Genomic DNA, 17,479 nt, shown 5'->3' on the forward strand with positions numbered 1-17,479 from the left:
CTCCAGTTACAGCTTAGGTGTTTCAGATGGTGGTGTGATTGCATCACTTTCCACAACCTTAACTTTGGCACCGTTACTTAGACGTACTTGGCCAGAAGTTACAACCGTATCGCCAGCTTTAACACCCTCAAGAATGTGTGCAATATCAGCTGTGCGTTCACCTACTTTTACCACTTGCTGAGAAACGCGTTGAACACCGTCTTCTTCAGTCAAGATGTAAACATTGTCACCGTATAGAGTGAAAGTAATCGCCGTTTGAGGCAGGGTTACTTGGTTCTCTAGTTTTGGCAGAATGATGTTAGCGCGAGCGAACATGCCGCTACGAAGTTTGCCATCATTGTTTGGAATGTCTGCTTGAACTTGAATCAGACCACTTTGCACGCTAACTGCTGGTTCAATTGCACTGATAGAGCCCTCAAATGGGATCTCTGGGTAAGCGTCAACAAAGATATCAACTGCTTGACCCACATTGATACGAGAGATGTCAGTTTGAGAAACTGTGAAGCGTAGGCGCATTACACTGGTATCTTCTAAACGAACGATATCAGTACCTGATTGTAGGTATTGGCCAAGGTAAACGTTACGGATACCAACGGTACCATCGAATGGTGCGCGAATTTCGCGACGATCGATAGACGCTTTTAGGCTCTCAATATCAGCTGAAAGAGAGAAGTAGTTAGCTTCTGCTTCATCGTAAGCTTCTTTAGAGATAGAGCCTTTCTTAAATAGACCTTGGTAACGCTTGTACTTTGCTTTTGCTGCAGGCAAACGAGCTTCAGAACTCTTAAGGTTCGCTTTCTCTACGTCTGAATCAAGGCGAACTAATAGTTGATCGCTCTTAACTTCAGTACCTGACTCAAAAGAGATCTGGTCAATAACACCGCTGGTTTCGTTCGCGAGTGTTACACCTTGGTTAGGTTCGATAAAGCCGATAGCTTCAATCACTGGAACCCAGTCGATCGGCTGAACTTCAGTTACCGTTACTGGAAACTCTGGTTCAGGGCGGTTGGCCATATACTCAGCAATTTTTTGTTGTTTGAACATGTTAAACCCAATAACGCTGCCGAAAAGTAGCACTGCGATGAGTAACATGAAGAAAGTCCACTTTTTCATTATGGTCAAAACTCCGATCTAGTGTTTAATTATTGCATCCCAACTGGCTTCTATTGCAGCTTCTAGTGCTGCCTCGTCGAGTTGGTAAAATCCTAAAGAATGCTTTCGCGCTAGAGATACGCTAGCCGCTAAGCTCAAGCCACTTAGTACTTCATTATCAAGTGGTTTAAACAATCCTTGCTCTTTACCCTCATTAAATAGCAGCTCAACTTGGGCAAACATTTTACGTTCTAGTTCCCTGAAGTTTAGGCTATTTGTGATGGGTAGCGAGTCATACTGAACCCGATTTTTTATCGCAGCTAAGTTCGTTCCCGCTAAGTTCCATATGTTTAACCACATAGTACGATAGCGTTGTTTAATTGGATCCGAATCATTAACCCCTTCTTGAACAGCATCAGCTACTCTTTGAGTCACGAGCACTCGAACATCATCGATCAAGTGATCCTTATCATCGAAGTAGCGGTAGATAGTACCTGCAGCAACTCCCGCTTCTTTGGCTAATTTTTGCATTGAAAGGCCTTGGAAGCCGACCTCTGCAATTAGCTTTTCAGCGGCTGAAAGTATTTGCTGGCGCTTATCCTGAGGTGCATGAGTTGTCATATTTCAATCACCAATGAATGAACGTTCATTCATTATAGCCTAATAACCACACACATGTGCAACAAAGTTTTACATCATCAACGTAAAAATCTTGTATAAGAGAACGTAGCATTCGTGGTGTTGCAGCATTATTATAGGCGCGCAATTGAATTCGCCCCTCTAGACCAAATTGAGAATCAAATGAAACTGAATCCAAGACAAGATGAAGCCGTGAAATATGTTTCGGGCCCCTGCTTAGTATTAGCGGGCGCTGGATCCGGTAAAACACGTGTTATCACGAATAAGATCGCTTACTTGGTTCAAGAGTGTGGCTATAAAGCGCGCAATATTGCAGCGGTAACCTTTACCAATAAAGCGGCTCGCGAGATGAAAGAGCGTGTTGGACAAACTCTGGGGAAGGGTGAGTCGAAAGGTCTGATCGTTTCAACCTTTCATACCATGGGCTTAACTATCATTCGTCGTGAATACAAAGCGCTGGGTTTGAAAGCAGGCTTCTCTCTGTTTGATGATCAAGATCAGTTGGCTCTGTTAAAAGAGCTAACAGAAAGACAGATTGATGGCGACAAGGATTTACTGCGTGCATTGATGAGTGCGATTTCGAATTGGAAGAATGACATGCTGACGCCAGATCAGGCGAAAGCGCGCGCTCAAGGTGAACAAGATCAGCTATTTGCGTTCTGCTTCGATATGTATCAAAAGCAGATGAAGGCCTACAACGCCCTCGATTTTGATGATTTGATTGCCCTGCCGGTACAATTGCTTAAAACCAATCAAGAGGTGCGCGAACGTTGGCAGTCACGTATTCGCTACCTACTAGTGGACGAATACCAAGATACTAACACCAGCCAGTACGAATTGGTTCGCTTACTGGTTGGAGAGCGTGGTCGTTTGACGGTAGTAGGTGACGATGACCAATCTATTTACTCTTGGCGTGGTGCGAAACCGCAAAACTTGGTGTTGCTGGGTGAGGACTATCCGAACCTTCGCTTGATCAAGCTAGAGCAAAATTATCGCTCAACCAGTCGAATCTTGCGTGCAGCGAACATCTTGATCGCTAACAACCCACACGTTTATGAAAAGTCACTGTTCTCTGAGATCCCAGACGGTGAAAAGCTCAAGGTATTAAATGCCAAGAATGAAGAGCACGAAGCAGAACGTATTACCGGTGAGATCATCGCTCACAAGTTTTTGAATCGCACAGAATACAAAGATTACGCAGTGCTTTACCGTGGTAACCATCAATCTCGCTTGATTGAAAAAGCCTTGATGCAGAACCGTGTGCCTTACAAGATCTCTGGCGGTACCTCTTTCTTCGCTAGAGCTGAGATTAAAGACATCATGGCTTACCTGCGTGTGTTGGTGAACCCTGATGATGACAACGCCTTCCTACGTATTGTAAACACACCGCGTCGTGAGATTGGTCCGGTGACGCTTGAGAAGTTAGGCAGTTACGCCAATATGCGTGCTAAGAGCCTGTTTGAAGCTAGCTTTGAGATGGGCTTAGAGCAAACACTGACGGGACGTGGTTTAGAAAACCTGCGCCGTTTCGGTGACTGGATTGTTCGTATATCGGATAACGCAGAGCGTGGTAACACCGTGGATGCGGTTCGTGCTTTGGTTCGTGATATTAACTATGAAGATTGGTTATACGAAACCTCTGCGAGCCCGAAAGCTGCTGAAATGCGAATGAAGAACGTTTCTGATCTTTATAGTTGGATTGTGGCCGATCTTGAGGGTGACAACTACGACAAAGAAGAGAAAACCCTACGCGAGGTAGTTCAACGCTTAACACTGCGCGACATGATGGAGCGTGGTGAAGATGATGACGATGCAGACCAGGTTCAATTAATGACGTTGCACGCATCGAAAGGCCTAGAGTTTCCGTATGTATTTCTGATGGGTGCTGAAGAGGGTATCTTGCCGCACCAAACCAGTGTCGATGAAGGTAACGTAGAAGAAGAACGTCGTCTGATGTATGTAGGGATTACTCGAGCTCAGAAAGAGCTGACCTTTACTAAGTGTCGTGAACGTCGTCAGTATGGCGAGTTGATTAAGCCAACACAAAGCCGCTTCCTTGACGAGCTACCGCATGAGGATGTTGAGTGGGAAAGCGTGAAGAAGCCTCAATCCGCTGAAGAAAGAATGGAAAAAGGGCAGGCGCACATTGCTAATATTCGAGCGATGTTCAACAAGAAGTAATGCTCTGCTTTAATAGCACTATATAGAAGCTAATAAAAAAGGTGACCATGAGGTCACCTTTTTTGAATCTGGTATTTTTAATTACAGACCAGCAATCATGTGCTCGATAGCATCTTTGATTTCGTCGTCTGAACAGTCCATACATGAACCTTTCGCAGGCATCGCATTGAAACCGTTGATTGCGTGGTCAGCTAGGATGTCGCGACCTTGAGCAATACGAGGGCCCCAATCTCCAGCATCACCTGTTTTAGGTGCGCCACTTACGCCAGATGCGTGACAAGCGATACAAAAGGTACCGTAAACTGCTGCGCCATCACGAGGGCCTGTTGGTTCTGCGGCTACTGGCTCGCTGCCGACTAGGTAAACTTGGCCAACGGGTTTGATGCGTTCAGCAATTGCATCTTGCTCCGCTTCGCTTAGGCCTGCAGCCATTGCGCCAGTTGAAAAGGTTAAAACTGCGATGACAACGCTTAAAATTCGACGAGACATATCCATTAAACTCACTTTACATTCCCAAGGTAAGTACATGCTTACCAATTTATAGTGTTGGAAGGGTGTTTTGGCTTTAACCAGCAAAGAGCAACTGTTAAACCAATGTAAATAATGGGTGATTATATCCCGATAAGTTGTTGCAATAAACAACAACTTATAAGCTGTGGCGGGTTGTAGTACTCAAATAAGGGGTTTATCACATATTAACTGTCGAAAAAGAGACCAAACAGAAAAAAAAGTTAAAAAAGTACTAGACGGCATTGGGTGATATACGTATTATTCCACTCCGCCGACAGGGCATGCGCCTGTAGCTCAGCTGGATAGAGCGTTGGCCTCCGGAGCCAAAGGCCGAAGGTTCGAATCCTTTCAGGCGCGCCATCCGGTCTCTTACTTCGGTAAGTGAGAAATTGGCAGAAAAGAAATAATGGTGGCTATAGCTCAGTTGGTAGAGCCCTGGATTGTGATTCCGGTGGTCGCGAGTTCGAATCTCGTTAGCCACCCCATTCTTTCTTTACAAAATATCGGTAGCTTCGGCTTCCAGTGTTGACTCATTATTCCCAAGAGTCGATACAAAACTAGTCGGTGAATAGCGCAGCTTGGTAGCGCATCTGGTTTGGGACCAGAGGGTCGGGGGTTCGAATCCCTCTTCACCGACCACTATTTCAATAATCGCTTTTAAGCGGTTATATAAAAAATTAGTGGTGGCTATAGCTCAGTTGGTAGAGCCCTGGATTGTGATTCCGGTGGTCGCGAGTTCGAATCTCGTTAGCCACCCCATTAATTTTGGTAGCTTCTTTGAAGTTCCCAGTTTGAGAAATCAAGCGAAACGTCTCGGTGAATAGCGCAGCTTGGTAGCGCATCTGGTTTGGGACCAGAGGGTCGGGGGTTCGAATCCCTCTTCACCGACCACCTTAAGAAAGCTCATCAGAAATGATGAGCTTTTTTTTCATCTGTAGATCGCTAGATTGGAACCCAAGTGGGGTTCGCCTGATGTTCAAAGGATGTCTCTTCACCGACCGCATTTAAGAAAGCTCATCAGAAATGATGAGCTTTTTTTTTCATCTGTAGATCACAGATTGGAACCCAAGTGGGGTTCGCCTGATGTTCGAAGGATGTCTCTTCACCGACCGCATTTAAGAAAGCTCATCAGAAATGATGAGCTTTTTTTTCATCTGTAGATCGCTAGATTGGAGCCCAAGTGGGGTTCGCCTGATGTTCAAAGAATGTCTCTTCACCGATCACTTAAGAAGCCTCTGCCGAAAGGTGGGGGCTTTTTACGTCTGCTGTTTCAGCTTTTCTCAATTTTGAATGTTGGGATCCTACCTGCTTCGGTACCTTGTCCGTTGTTGCCTCTGTATCCCCTTCATCTATAGGATAGGTTCCTATCGTTCTGACTGATTATGATGCTGATACAGAGTCGCTTTCTTTATCAAACCTACAGATCTATATCTAATTTTATATAAATAAGACGCCTAACAATTCGACATATTAATGAGTTTGGTCTAAAGACTTTCATCAAAAGTGAAACCTGACCTTAAACTTGCTCACTAAGGCCTGAATTTGACAGCTTTCTACGCATTTGGTCGTTCAAAAACTCCTCTTATTTATTAAACCTTTCGTTCCTCTGGTTTACATTTACCAGAATAATAAAAATGGTTAAATGTATGGTTAGTTTGCGTGTATCTGGTTGTTTTATTTGTTTAAATTAATAAATCTAGAGTTTGTTTCTATAGTGTTAATTGTTTTTTGGAATAATTATTTGTTTTTAGTGACTGGTAGTGAGATCTGCTTTTAAGCTCAGGTTTAACTCTACAAGTAAGTGCTGGTAAGGCGTTTGTGAGTGTTTCTTGCCGATAATATAATGTTGATTTATCTTACTATATGCTGTCTTGGTGAATATTTATGTGGTGCTTTTGCTTGTTAAGCGTTTGATGTCGACTTTTTATCCTATTTTTGTTGCTTTTCTGTGAATTATTTGCCAAATTGTCAACCGTATAAAATATCAGAACAATATTCTGGTAAGAATGGATTCAATTTTGCAGACAGGGCAGAAAGCTGCCAAAGCAGTAGAGGTCTGGTAATGTCACTTTTAGAAGTAAAAAATCTTCGTATCGAATACCCATCTCGTCATGGAGTTCACGCCGCAGTTAAATCACTTTCGTTCAACATTGAGCGTGGTGAGATTGTTGGTGTTGTAGGCGAGTCTGGTGCAGGTAAATCAACAGTAGGTAATGCTGTGATCGATTTGCTGAGTCCTCCCGGCCGCATTGCTAGCGGCGAGGTATTTCTGGATGGCGAAAAAGTCTCTGGCTTATCTCCTGAACAGATGCGTTCTGTTCGTGGCTCAAAGATTGGTTTTATCTTCCAAGATCCAATGACGTCTCTTAACCCTCTATTCACAGTAGAACAGCAGTTAAAAGAGACGATTCATGCCAACATGAAGGTTTCGGATCAAGAAGCTTACCAGCGCTCGTTAGACTTGATGAACCAAGTGGGTATCCCACAACCAGAAAACCGTTTAAAGCAGTACCCACACCAATTCTCTGGCGGCATGCGTCAGCGTGTTGTTATCGCGATCGCATTGGCAGGTGAACCTGATCTAATCATCGCTGATGAACCAACAACAGCACTGGATGTTTCTATCCAAGATCAGATACTGGGGTTGATTCGTGACTTATGTATCAAGAAGAACGTAGGTTGTATGTTAGTAACGCACGACATGGGTGTGGTATCTAACGTTACTGATCGCGTAGCCGTGATGTATCGTGGTGATTTGGTTGAGTTTGGTCCGACAGCCAAAGTTCTGGGTACTCCTGAACACCCATACACACACAGTCTTATCTCTGCGGTTCCACGTTCAGACCGTAAACTCGACCGTTTCCCACTTGTGAGCTACATAGAAGAAGCACACGAGATGGAGCCTCTTGATGTTAAAAACCACTGGTTAGGTCAAAGCCAAGACCACCGTGATTACACTGGCCCATTGTTGAATGTTGAAAATGTAAACCTGCGTTTCACGACTAAAGATTCGTTTTTTGAGAGCCGTCGTGAGTACGTTCAGGCATCAAACAATGTCAGCTTTGAAGTGCATGAAGGTGAGACGTTTGGCTTAGTCGGTGAATCAGGTTCAGGTAAATCAACGATTGCTCGTGTGATTGCTGGCTTATACGCACCTAACTCAGGCAAAGTAACGTTTGAAGGCGTTGACCTGACTGGACTGAAATCTGAAAAAGAGCGTCGCCCAATGCGTCGCCAAATGCAGATGGTTTTCCAAAACCCTTACACATCAATGAACCCTCGAATGAAGATATTCGACATCATTGCTGAGCCTATCCGATTCCATAAACTTACGCGTAACGAGAATGAAACTCGTCAGATCGTCAACGACCTGCTAGAGCATGTTGGTTTAGGTGTAATGGCAGGGGTTAAGTACCCACACGAATTCTCAGGTGGCCAACGTCAGCGTATTTCTATCGCTCGCGCTTTGGCAACTCGCCCTCGTCTTTTGATTTGTGATGAACCAACCTCAGCACTGGATGTATCGGTACAGGCTCAGATCCTTAACCTATTAAAAGACTTACAAGACGAGCTAAACCTAACCATGCTGTTCATCAGTCACGATTTACCGGTTATTCGCCAAATGTGTGATCGTGTTGGTGTGATGCAAATGGGAGAGCTATTGGAAGTAGCACCAACCGAGCAGCTATTCCAATCGCCTCAGCATGAATACAGCAAACACCTAATTTCTTTAATGCCTGAATTTACAGGTTTAAGAGAAGAAAAAGCAGTGGCACAAGCCGCGGTATAAAATCAGCAGGCTGGAGTTTAGCTTGCTAAAAACAATAAACAGACGCAAATACAACAACTAGGGATCTGGATTCCCGCATGAAGGAGTTATGCAATGAAAACCATGAAAAGCAAATTAGCAGTAGCTTTAATGGCAGCTGGCCTAAGCTTTAGTGCAGCAGCAGCAGATATTACCGTTGGCTACGCAGCTGACCCAGTATCACTTGACCCGCACGAGCAGCTGTCTGGTGGCACACTGCAAATGTCTCACATGGTGTTTGACCCTCTAGTACGTTTCACTCAAGAGATGGATTTTGAAGGCCGCCTAGCATCTAGCTGGGAGCGTGTTGATGAAACGACTTTCCGCTTTAACCTACGTAAAGGTGTGAAATTCCACTCTGGTAACGAACTGACTGCTGATGATGTTGTGTGGACTTTTGAACGTCTACAAGCTTCTCCAGACTTTAAGTCTATCTTCACGCCATACGAGAAGATGGTAAAAGTGGATGACTACACAGTTGAGCTTATTTCTAAAGCGGCTTACCCACTAGTACTACAAACAGCAACTTACATCTTCCCAATGGACAGCAAGTTCTACTCTGGCCAAACAGCGGAAGGTAAAGATAAGTCTGAGCTAGTTAAGCACGGTAACTCGTTTGCTTCGACTAACGTTTCAGGTACTGGTCCTTTCATCGTAACGCAGCGTGAGCAAGGCGTTAAAGTAACGTTCGAACGTTTCAACGATTACTGGGATACAGAAACTGAAGGCAACGTAGACAAGTTAACGCTTGTGCCAATCAAAGAAGACGCAACACGTGTTGCAGCACTTCTTTCTGGCGACGTTGATATGATTCACCCTGTAGCACCAAATGATCACAAGCGTGTTAAAAACGCTAAGAACATCGATCTAGTAACGCTACCTGGTACTCGTATCATCACGTTCCAAATGAACCAAAACAGCAACGAAGCTCTTAAAGATGTTCGCGTTCGTCAGGCGATTGTGCACGCAATCAACAACGAAGGTATCGTTAAGAAGATCATGAAAGGCTTCGCAACAGCTGCTGGTCAGCAAAGCCCAACAGGCTACGCGGGTCACAACGAAGACCTAGTTCCTCGTTACGATCTGAAAAAAGCGAAAGAGCTGATGAAAGAAGCGGGTTACGAAGATGGCTTTACGCTAACTATGATGGCGCCAAACAACCGTTACGTGAACGATGCGAAAGTAGCGCAAGCGTCTGCAGCAATGCTGTCTAAGATTGGCATCAAAGTTGATCTTAAGACTATGCCTAAAGCACAGTACTGGCCTGAGTTTGACCTATGTTCAGCAGATATGATGATGATCGGCTGGCACTCAGATACAGAAGATTCAGCTAACTTCAACGAGTTCCTAACTATGACTCGTAACGAAGAGACTGGCCGTGGTCAATACAACTGTTCTGGTTACTCAAACCCAGAGATGGATGCGATCGTAGAAGCTTCTAACACTGAAACTGACCCAGTTAAGCGTTCTGAAATGCTGAAAGGCGTTGAAGCAACTCTATACAACGACGCAGCATTCGTACCGCTACACTGGCAAAGTGAAGCGTGGGGCGCGAAGTCTAACGTAGGTGCAGCAGACGTAGTAAACCCAATGGTTATGCCTTACTTCGGCGACCTAGTTGTAAAATAATCTAGCTTGCTAGAATCGAGAGCCTGAAGCTTTTCAGGCTCTCAAATTATTAAGAAATAGATTTAAGTTTCGGTATTTGGTCTTCCTTCAGTCTGGCTAAATACCTTTTTTAAGACTGAATTTTGTTATCTAGTCGCGGATTTCGACTAGATAGTCATGGATAGATAAGGGGCAAGGAATGGTTACGTTTCTGGTCAAGCGCCTGTTTCAGGCACTGATAGTGATGTTTGTGATCAGTTTGGTGGCGTTTGCCATTCAGGATAACCTGGGCGACCCGTTGCGTGAGTTAGTCGGTCAATCTGTTTCAGAATCGGAGCGTCAAGCGCTGCGTGATGAACTCGGCTTAAATGATCCCTTCATTACAAAATACACTCGCTTTGTGGGCGCAGCTCTACAAGGTGATCTTGGTACTTCATATTTCTTTAAACGCCCAGCTGTGGACGTAATCTTAGATAAACTCGTAGCAACGCTTGAACTTGTGTTTGGCGCTTCTCTGATCATTGTTTGTCTATCGATTCCACTTGGCGTTTATTCTGCAATACACCCAAAAAGCTTCTTCACTAAACTGGTGATGGCGGGCAGTAGTATCGGCATTTCTGTGCCTGTTTTCTTAACTGCAATCATGTTGATGTATGTATTCTCTATTGAATTAGGTTGGCTGCCGTCGTTTGGACGTGGTGAGACCGCAAACTGGTTTGGTTGGGAGTCTGGCTTCTTAACGATAGATGGCCTTGCGCACTTAGTGCTGCCGAGTATTGCTTTGGCGTCTATCATGTTGCCTCTGTTCATTCGTCTAGTGCGCTCTGAAATGCTAGAGGTTCTTAGTTCTGAGTACATCAAGTTTGGTAAAGCAAAAGGCCTAGCGCTGAACAAGATCTACTACCAACACGCTTTGAAGAACACAATGCTGCCTGTACTAACGGTAGGTGGTGTTCAAATCGGTACTATGGTGGCTTACACCATTCTTACTGAAACCGTATTCCAGTGGCCGGGCACCGGCTTCCTATTCCTTGAAGCGATTAACCGAGTGGATACACCACTGATTACCGCATACGTTATCTTCGTAGGTCTTATCTTCGTAGTAACGAACACCATTGTTGACCTGCTATACGGCATCATTAACCCAACAGTGAACATTACAGGGAAAGGAGCATAATCATGGAACAAACAACAACAGCTCCATCTCGTTGGGAGCGATTTAAGCAGTCAGACATTCTGTACTACTTCTTACGCGACAAAGTGGCAATGGTCAGCTTTGCGATCTTTGCAGCCTTCTTAGTGATGGCACTAGCCGCACCGATTTTAGCGCCAACAGACCCTTATGACGTGACGTCTATCGATATCATGGATTCAGAGCTGCCACCATCTTGGATGGAAGACGGTGAAGAGCGTTTCTTACTGGGTACTGATGAGCAAGGTCGTGACATTCTATCGACGATGCTTTACGGCTCTCGTCTTTCGTTGACGATTGGTTTCTTAGCGGTTGGCCTTCAGCTGACTCTAGGTATCATCATTGGCCTGTCTGCGGGTTACTTCGGTGGTCGTATCGATAGCTTCCTGATGCGTTTTGCCGATGTTCAGCTTTCGTTCTCGACCATGATGGTTGCGATTATTGTATCGGCTATCTTTAAGGCAAGTTTCGGTAGTGACTTCTACGCGCAATATGCCGTTGTTATGCTGGTGGTGATCATCGGTATTGCCGAATGGCCGCAGTATGCGCGTACAATCCGTGCATCGGTATTGGCAGAGAAGAAGAAAGAGTATGTAGAAGCGGCGCGTGTGATGGGCTTCAGAGCACCTCGCATCATGTTCCGTCATATTCTGCCTAACTGTTTATCACCGATTTTGGTTATCTCTACGGTACAGGTGGCAAATGCCATCATGTCAGAGGCGGCACTTTCTTTCCTAGGTTTAGGTCTTCCGGTGGACCAACCGTCACTCGGTGCCCTGATCAGTACTGGTTTTAACTACATTTTCTCAGGAGCATGGTGGATCACAGCATTCCCAGGTGTACTTTTGGTAACATTGGTTCTAGTTATTAACCTATTAGGCGACTGGTTACGCGACGTGTTTAACCCGAAAATTTATAAAGGGTGATAGCTCGGTTTGATTTTTAGTAAAAAAAGTCACTAAACTAAGAGCCGTAAGCAATTACGGCTCTTTTTTTGCTTAATGGATCTTGAACTTAGTATCATTGACACTGTCAATAATACTTAAAATGGAATTCATGTTTTATCGACATAGATTCGGTAATAATTAGCCCGCGAGGGTTTAAGTGGTGGTTATGAAATTGACAATGAATGCTGTATGTCGTGCTGTGATGAGAAATTATCGTATGGGGCTTATCGCTGCATCCCTTTTGGTATCGAGCCAAGTGAGTGCAGAATCGGTTCTATGTGATGCCACTCAGGCAAGCACCAATCAATTGCCACAGCTAGAGCAGTCATGTCCGATTGGTAAAGGTGTTTGGGGCAGTAAGGCACCTAAACGTCATTCAGATAACGAACTGTTCTGGGTTCAATGTGGTCTGCTGAACAAGCCTTTGTCACTGAGCCGTGCAAAACCTCTTTATGAAAAGATCTCGACTAACGTTTGGATGAAGCCTGAAGGAAGTGACTACCGTTGCTTAATCGGCCCTTATTCAACCTTCTCTGATGCAAGAAAAGATCTAGCTCAAGTACGTAAGGTTCCTGGTTACGGTGAAGCCTTTATTCGTATGGTCGATAAGTCTAAAACCTCATCGCAACCTATCGTTGCAAAAGAGGCAGAACCAAAAGTGGTTAAGCCTAAAGCCCCAGCAAAGCCAAAACCAATCGCAGCTAAGCAAGCGGCTGCGGTAACGAGCGCTGCCTCTATTCAGACGTTACCAAGCGGTAATGCGAGTTCAGATAACGATCTGGAAATCGAAATCCGCGTGACAGCAGATGTTGCGGGTAGCCAATATGCGATTCCTTACCTTCTTGACCATCAACAGCAGTTCTACATGGAACAAGGTAAGCCTTGGAGCCGCCTAGATTACGATAGCGCTGAATTGGTGTGTAATCAGGTCAACATGAAGCTGATGAGTGAAAAGCAATGGCAGAGCATCTTGAGCTCAAAGGTTATGGAAAAACAGAACTGGCCAATGCATCTACCGTACTGGGGCGCAGATAAGAAAGGTCTGTTTACCAACGGTAACGTAAACCAATTGAAAGGCTCTTCACTGCTCAATGTGATGTGTGTGAAATAAGTACTAAGCTTTGTATCCGATAAAAGAAAACCCCGCAATAGCGGGGTTTTTATAGGTATGACATGATTAATTCAGGTTAATGAATTATTCGTTGTTACCTGTACCTGTCCATTCAATGTTGAACTTAACAGCTTCCAAGTATTCGCCATCGCTGTCTTTTACTTTACCGATTACGCTGTATACGTTATTGACAGTTAGTGCGGGTAAGTCAAAGTCAACAGACGCATAGTTGACGCCGTTTTCTTCATTTGTGTAGCACTCAATTGGTGTACCATTATAATCTATAGATTGTACTGAACCGATATCTTCACCAGTAAAGTAAAAACCTGAGAAAAACTCATTAATGGTCGCACAAGTAAAATCATTGTTTGGAACGTCAAAGGATAAATCTGCGTCCATTACGTTACTGTCATTTGAGTTAGAATTTTCTTTCAACGCTAAACTAATAGCTCCTAAGTTATACGTTAGGTCTTGCTCTGCTGGTAAGTAAGCGGCGAAATAACGTGCATCTGGACCCATTTCAGAAGTCACATTGATACGCTTTTCGATGTCTGCTTTGTTGCTGAAGTATGTGTAACGTTCTGCTGATTCTTCAGTCGCGTCTTGCATGCGGTGAATGATAGTTTTAGCACCGCCAGAAATATCATCAGCGTCTTCAAACACTTCTACTTGGAAGGTTTCAACTAGGTTTTGACCATCTTCTACAAATTCAAATGTCGCAAAAAGCTTACCGTCGATAACTTCATAAGTTGCGTTTTCAGTTTGAGTATCAGCGGCAGAACATGTTGTCTTGTTCGCAATGCTTCTTACATTACCCAGTACGATGCCATTTTCAAACTTGATTGAATCACACCAGATGCTTGCGTAGTCTTGCTCATTTTCACCATTTGAGCTACCGTGCTCTAGCATGTACCAAGTTTTACCTTCAAGAGGGTGAAGATCTGGTTCTGGCACTACGCCTTCAGCGACTTGAGGCATCAGCATTTCTTGGTAAGCTGCAGCGTCTTCGTTATCAACACCGCCAACCATGAATGCTTCTGAAGCGTCAGCTGCCGTTGCTTTGGTTGGTGTACCAGAAATGGTGATGATTGGGTTCGTACCTTCTTGTGGAGATACCGTTAAACCTGGAATTGTCATGCTACCAGTGCGGTAAGAAACAATGTCACCATCTTTGTCAGTGAATAGGTTTTCAATATTGATAGTTTGCTCGAATGGAACGCCTACCTCTAGCTGCCAGTTGTTGATTTCTGCTTGTAAAAGATCATATTCCGCGTAATCAACAGTCGGAATTGAGTTCGCAGCTTCAATTTTAACCTTGAACGTCGCGATCGCAGAGCCAACTACTTCTGGCGTTGAATTCTTATCTTCTGCCGTTAAAGTCACTGTAAACTCACCAGAAGCACCAATGTAATCTGATGCCACTAGAGTTAATGTGTCGCCATTGAGAGTCACAGCAATACCGCTTTCTGCAGGGATGTTGTGAGTTAGAGTTGGCGTGATTAGAGTCTGGTCTTTATCAACAAATAAGCCTGCAATATCAAGAACGATATTTGATGAGCTACCATTCTCTTCTAGTGTTGGGATCTTACCTTGCTCTGTTTCTAAAACGCTTGCTGTTACAACTAGCTTATTGTTGGTTACAACAACAGGGTCAAGATCTTCACCAGGAGCCGCGTTATCTCCAATAACAGGTTTTAAATCGTTGTCTGCTAGTTGGTCTGAAGTTAGCGTATCAACGATCGCATCGGCTTCTTTTGCAAACTGATCAGATTTTTCTTCATAAGTCGTAGGGTTAGCCGCTTTCGATTCCGTTAGGATTTGTGCTGTTTTGTGTAGTTCAGCATTCGCATCAGCACCTGAAACAAAATCAGAGTAAGGGTCGATAGGCGCTTCATCTGTGCCACCAAGAGCAGTGCTAACAATCGCCACCGCTTCTTCTTCAGTAACAGGAGCAGCGTCTGTGCCTTTAGCCATTTCGATTGCAACTAAATCAGTAATTGGTGAAATTACATCTGATGAAGTTGGTGCACGGAACACAAGCTCATGAGCCATTGCTTGAGCTGGGTGATCCATATCGATGGTGTATTTACCCGCGTATTTACTGCTATCGTGGTTCGCAAGTGCCGTTTGTACTGTACCGCCTGGTGTTAATGTTTGAAGTGCTAGCACACCTGAAATGTCGCCTGATATCTCAATTTGACCTTGGTCGTTGGTAAGGCCGAAAATAGTGTCTGAGCCAATGTTTAAAATGCCGTTGTTATCTTTATCATCAAACACAACAGCTTGATTAAAGTAACCATCAAAACCTGTAATTGTTACACCGCTTGGAGAAGGGGATGTTGAAGAATCACCATCTGAACCACCACAACCAGCTAGGGCAATTGCCACTGACGCTGCTAGTAAACTAACCTTTTTCATTTCATATCCTTTTTAGAGAGCTCTAGCCAAGCTCTGTTTGTTTCTTGTTCTAAGTTTTCATTATTAGGGTGAATGTTTTACTGAGTATTGCTCGATTTATCAACATACGTAAATTCTGAAAAAAACCGTAAAATATAATTTATTTTATTTACAGGTTTCGAGATCTACAGCTCTGATTGTTGATCTGTGCTAAAAGGAACGGTGCGTTCTGAATTGGAGGTAGAGGTTACACCTAGGTTTGGTATGTGATATTCGGTTACCAACAATGTATTTAGTCAGGTACGGGAAATAGTGGGTACTATCTACTGTAGGCGATGACCGACGGGAAGTGTCCAGAGCATGTGATTGAGTAAAATAGTACGACGCTGCCTGAAGCCGACACGTTCACTTTCAGTACTGGCTTACAGGCATTGTGGAGCTTTTAAGCGTCAGGGTCTAGATACCTAACGTTGAGCTTCATTTCTTCAACCTTATGGCGCCACTCTTTTTTAGGGCGAAGTATTATGCTAAATACTTCGCCATGTTTGAATTCATCAAACTCTAAGAAATCGACGTCGAAGAAAGAGTACTGAAGGTGGCCTAATGGACGCTCTGCACACTTGATTGGCTCGAAGTTTTCGCCGATGGTTTGGCCAATGATGTCGCCGTATACCCCTTGCCCGCCAACTGAGTAGTGATCAAACTTACTGAGTAAATCTTCGCAAATAATCGTGGTGTTGTAGGATTGGACATTGAGGTCGCCGTCCATTCGATCTGGCCAAGCTGGGTCACTGAGTTGGTAGTTACCAATATGCATGCCATACCAGCCTAGGTAGTAGTGACCATCGTTAGCTAAATACATATAGTTGAGTGGTGTTAGCTGCAGAGCTTCTAATCCTGTCACAGTGTTTATGCGCTGTTCTATTTGCGCTTTCGAGGCCACCGTGTAAGTTTCATACTCATTGCCCATTTTAACTTGAGTGACATAAGCGGTAGTGAAGGTTGGGTGATTTGGGTAAGTCTCCAAAATTGTCCAGCGCATGTCGGCGTCAAACATTGACTGATTGCTAGAGACAACCAAGGTATTGCCATCAACATGATACCCTCCAACTTTACGCAGCTCGTGCTCACTCGGGCAGGTTGTTAAAGTACTTGAAGAGGCAAAGAATACTTCGTCATTGATGAACTTAAACGCTTCGCAGTAGACCTTTTCATAGTTGTAGGTCTTGCCTGCAAATTGATGGTTGGTCTCGAGTCGATACCAAGTGTCGCCAATCAACGGGTGTAAGCCATCTTCCTCTAAGCCTGAAGACATTGAAGGAAGGGAAAAACTGGTGGCAACCCAAGCATTTTCTTCTGAGCCATGGTAATCATCTTTAGCGCGAGCTATCAGCTGAGTCGGTGCTTCTCCAACTTTCGGGGTGCCTCGGACGCTGGTTCTTCCTCCGAGGTTTGAAATAGAAAACTTTGGATGATTGACGGCAACTTGTATTGTCAGCAAGTCATCATCAGGATCTTCAAATAGGCCTGTAACATCAATAGAGTAGTTAATCGGAGAGTTTTCCGTAAAGGACCATTGATTGATTTCGTGCTGAATACTTTGCTGGACCGCTGGGTTTACTTGCGGTTTTTGGTTGTGGCCAGTACGGTCTTTGTCGTCAGCGACAATTAAGGTTTCGGTATCACTGTAAAACTTATCAGCAGATCTTTCCGATAAATTCGTTGGGCTTTCGAAAGAAGAAGTCGAGAGTCCCTCCCCTGATAGGGGTTGCTCGACTTTGCTTTTTATCAATGCCTCTGACGATGTTCGACTTTGCGCTGGCTCGGCACTCACAACGGCCTGTTCGGCTTTAGCAACCGCGAGTCTAACTGATGGTAATGAGCTATCACCGATTAAAAGGGAGGCATTCACTTCTTCAGAAGCAAGCCAAGGTGGCAGAAGAACTAATGCTCCACAGCCAGATGCGAACAAGAAACAAAGGCGCTTTTTCATT

General features: G+C 44.4%; 11 protein-coding genes and 5 tRNA genes. 11 read left to right on the forward strand and 5 right to left on the reverse strand.

The features are described from left to right. Window positions 1-6: 6 nt before the first annotated feature. A complete protein-coding gene (locus OCV56_RS00250) occupies window positions 7-1,113 on the reverse strand; it encodes an efflux RND transporter periplasmic adaptor subunit (protein WP_086711543.1) in 1,107 nt (368 codons plus the stop codon). An 18-nt stretch (window positions 1,114-1,131) separates the two neighbouring features. Beyond that, a complete protein-coding gene (locus OCV56_RS00255) occupies window positions 1,132-1,713 on the reverse strand; it encodes a TetR/AcrR family transcriptional regulator (protein WP_010433399.1) in 582 nt (193 codons plus the stop codon). Window positions 1,714-1,893: 180 nt separating this feature from the next. Between OCV56_RS00255 and rep the strand changes: the two genes are divergently transcribed. Beyond that, on the forward strand, window positions 1,894-3,912 hold the full coding sequence (gene rep, locus OCV56_RS00260) for a DNA helicase Rep (RefSeq protein ID WP_086711545.1): 2,019 nt from the start codon (window positions 1,894-1,896) through the stop codon (window positions 3,910-3,912). 81 nt (window positions 3,913-3,993) lie between these two features. Here rep and OCV56_RS00265 read toward each other — a convergent pair whose 3' ends face one another. Beyond that, the gene (locus tag OCV56_RS00265) at window positions 3,994-4,407 is read right to left on the reverse strand and encodes a c-type cytochrome (RefSeq protein ID WP_017069626.1); all 414 of its coding nucleotides are present in this window, start codon (window positions 4,405-4,407) and stop codon (window positions 3,994-3,996) included. 298 nt (window positions 4,408-4,705) lie between these two features. Between OCV56_RS00265 and OCV56_RS00270 the strand changes: the two genes are divergently transcribed. The 10 genes from OCV56_RS00270 (at window position 4,706) to OCV56_RS00315 (ending at window position 13,088) form a co-directional block, all read left to right on the forward strand. After that, window positions 4,706-4,782, forward strand: a tRNA-Arg gene (locus OCV56_RS00270). Between the two features lie 49 nt (window positions 4,783-4,831). Further along, window positions 4,832-4,907: transfer RNA gene (locus tag OCV56_RS00275), tRNA-His, on the forward strand. A gap of 77 nt (window positions 4,908-4,984) precedes the next feature. After that, window positions 4,985-5,061, forward strand: a tRNA-Pro gene (locus OCV56_RS00280). Between the two features lie 44 nt (window positions 5,062-5,105). Next, a tRNA-His gene (locus OCV56_RS00285) sits at window positions 5,106-5,181 on the forward strand. A gap of 55 nt (window positions 5,182-5,236) precedes the next feature. Continuing rightward, a tRNA-Pro gene (locus OCV56_RS00290) sits at window positions 5,237-5,313 on the forward strand. A 1,171-nt stretch (window positions 5,314-6,484) separates the two neighbouring features. Beyond that, window positions 6,485-8,212, forward strand: a complete 1,728-nt coding sequence (locus OCV56_RS00295) for a dipeptide ABC transporter ATP-binding protein (RefSeq protein ID WP_055318741.1) — start codon at window positions 6,485-6,487, stop codon at window positions 8,210-8,212. A 93-nt stretch (window positions 8,213-8,305) separates the two neighbouring features. Then, window positions 8,306-9,859: an ABC transporter substrate-binding protein gene (locus tag OCV56_RS00300; protein WP_086711547.1), complete on the forward strand. Its 1,554-nt coding sequence runs from the start codon at window positions 8,306-8,308 to the stop codon at window positions 9,857-9,859. Window positions 9,860-10,037: 178 nt separating this feature from the next. Beyond that, window positions 10,038-11,015, forward strand: coding sequence for an ABC transporter permease (locus OCV56_RS00305; RefSeq protein WP_008218600.1), 978 nt, complete (start codon window positions 10,038-10,040; stop codon window positions 11,013-11,015). Between the two features lie 2 nt (window positions 11,016-11,017). Then, window positions 11,018-11,956, forward strand: a complete 939-nt coding sequence (locus tag OCV56_RS00310) for an ABC transporter permease (protein ID WP_017060135.1) — start codon at window positions 11,018-11,020, stop codon at window positions 11,954-11,956. A 187-nt stretch (window positions 11,957-12,143) separates the two neighbouring features. Then, complete coding sequence (locus tag OCV56_RS00315) at window positions 12,144-13,088, forward strand: SPOR domain-containing protein (RefSeq protein ID WP_086711549.1); 945 nt, start codon at window positions 12,144-12,146, stop codon at window positions 13,086-13,088. Between the two features lie 84 nt (window positions 13,089-13,172). Here the strand turns inward: OCV56_RS00315 and OCV56_RS00320 are convergent, their stop codons facing one another. Further along, window positions 13,173-15,506 (reverse strand): hypothetical protein, encoded by a 2,334-nt coding sequence (locus OCV56_RS00320; protein WP_086711551.1) that lies wholly within the window; start codon window positions 15,504-15,506, stop codon window positions 13,173-13,175. 421 nt (window positions 15,507-15,927) lie between these two features. Continuing rightward, the gene (locus OCV56_RS00325) at window positions 15,928-17,478 is read right to left on the reverse strand and encodes a hypothetical protein (RefSeq protein ID WP_086711553.1); all 1,551 of its coding nucleotides are present in this window, start codon (window positions 17,476-17,478) and stop codon (window positions 15,928-15,930) included. Window position 17,479: the final 1 nt, after the last annotated feature.

Origin of the sequence: Vibrio gigantis, assembly GCF_024347515.1 — a bacterium.
Lineage (GTDB): Bacteria > Pseudomonadota > Gammaproteobacteria > Enterobacterales > Vibrionaceae > Vibrio > Vibrio gigantis.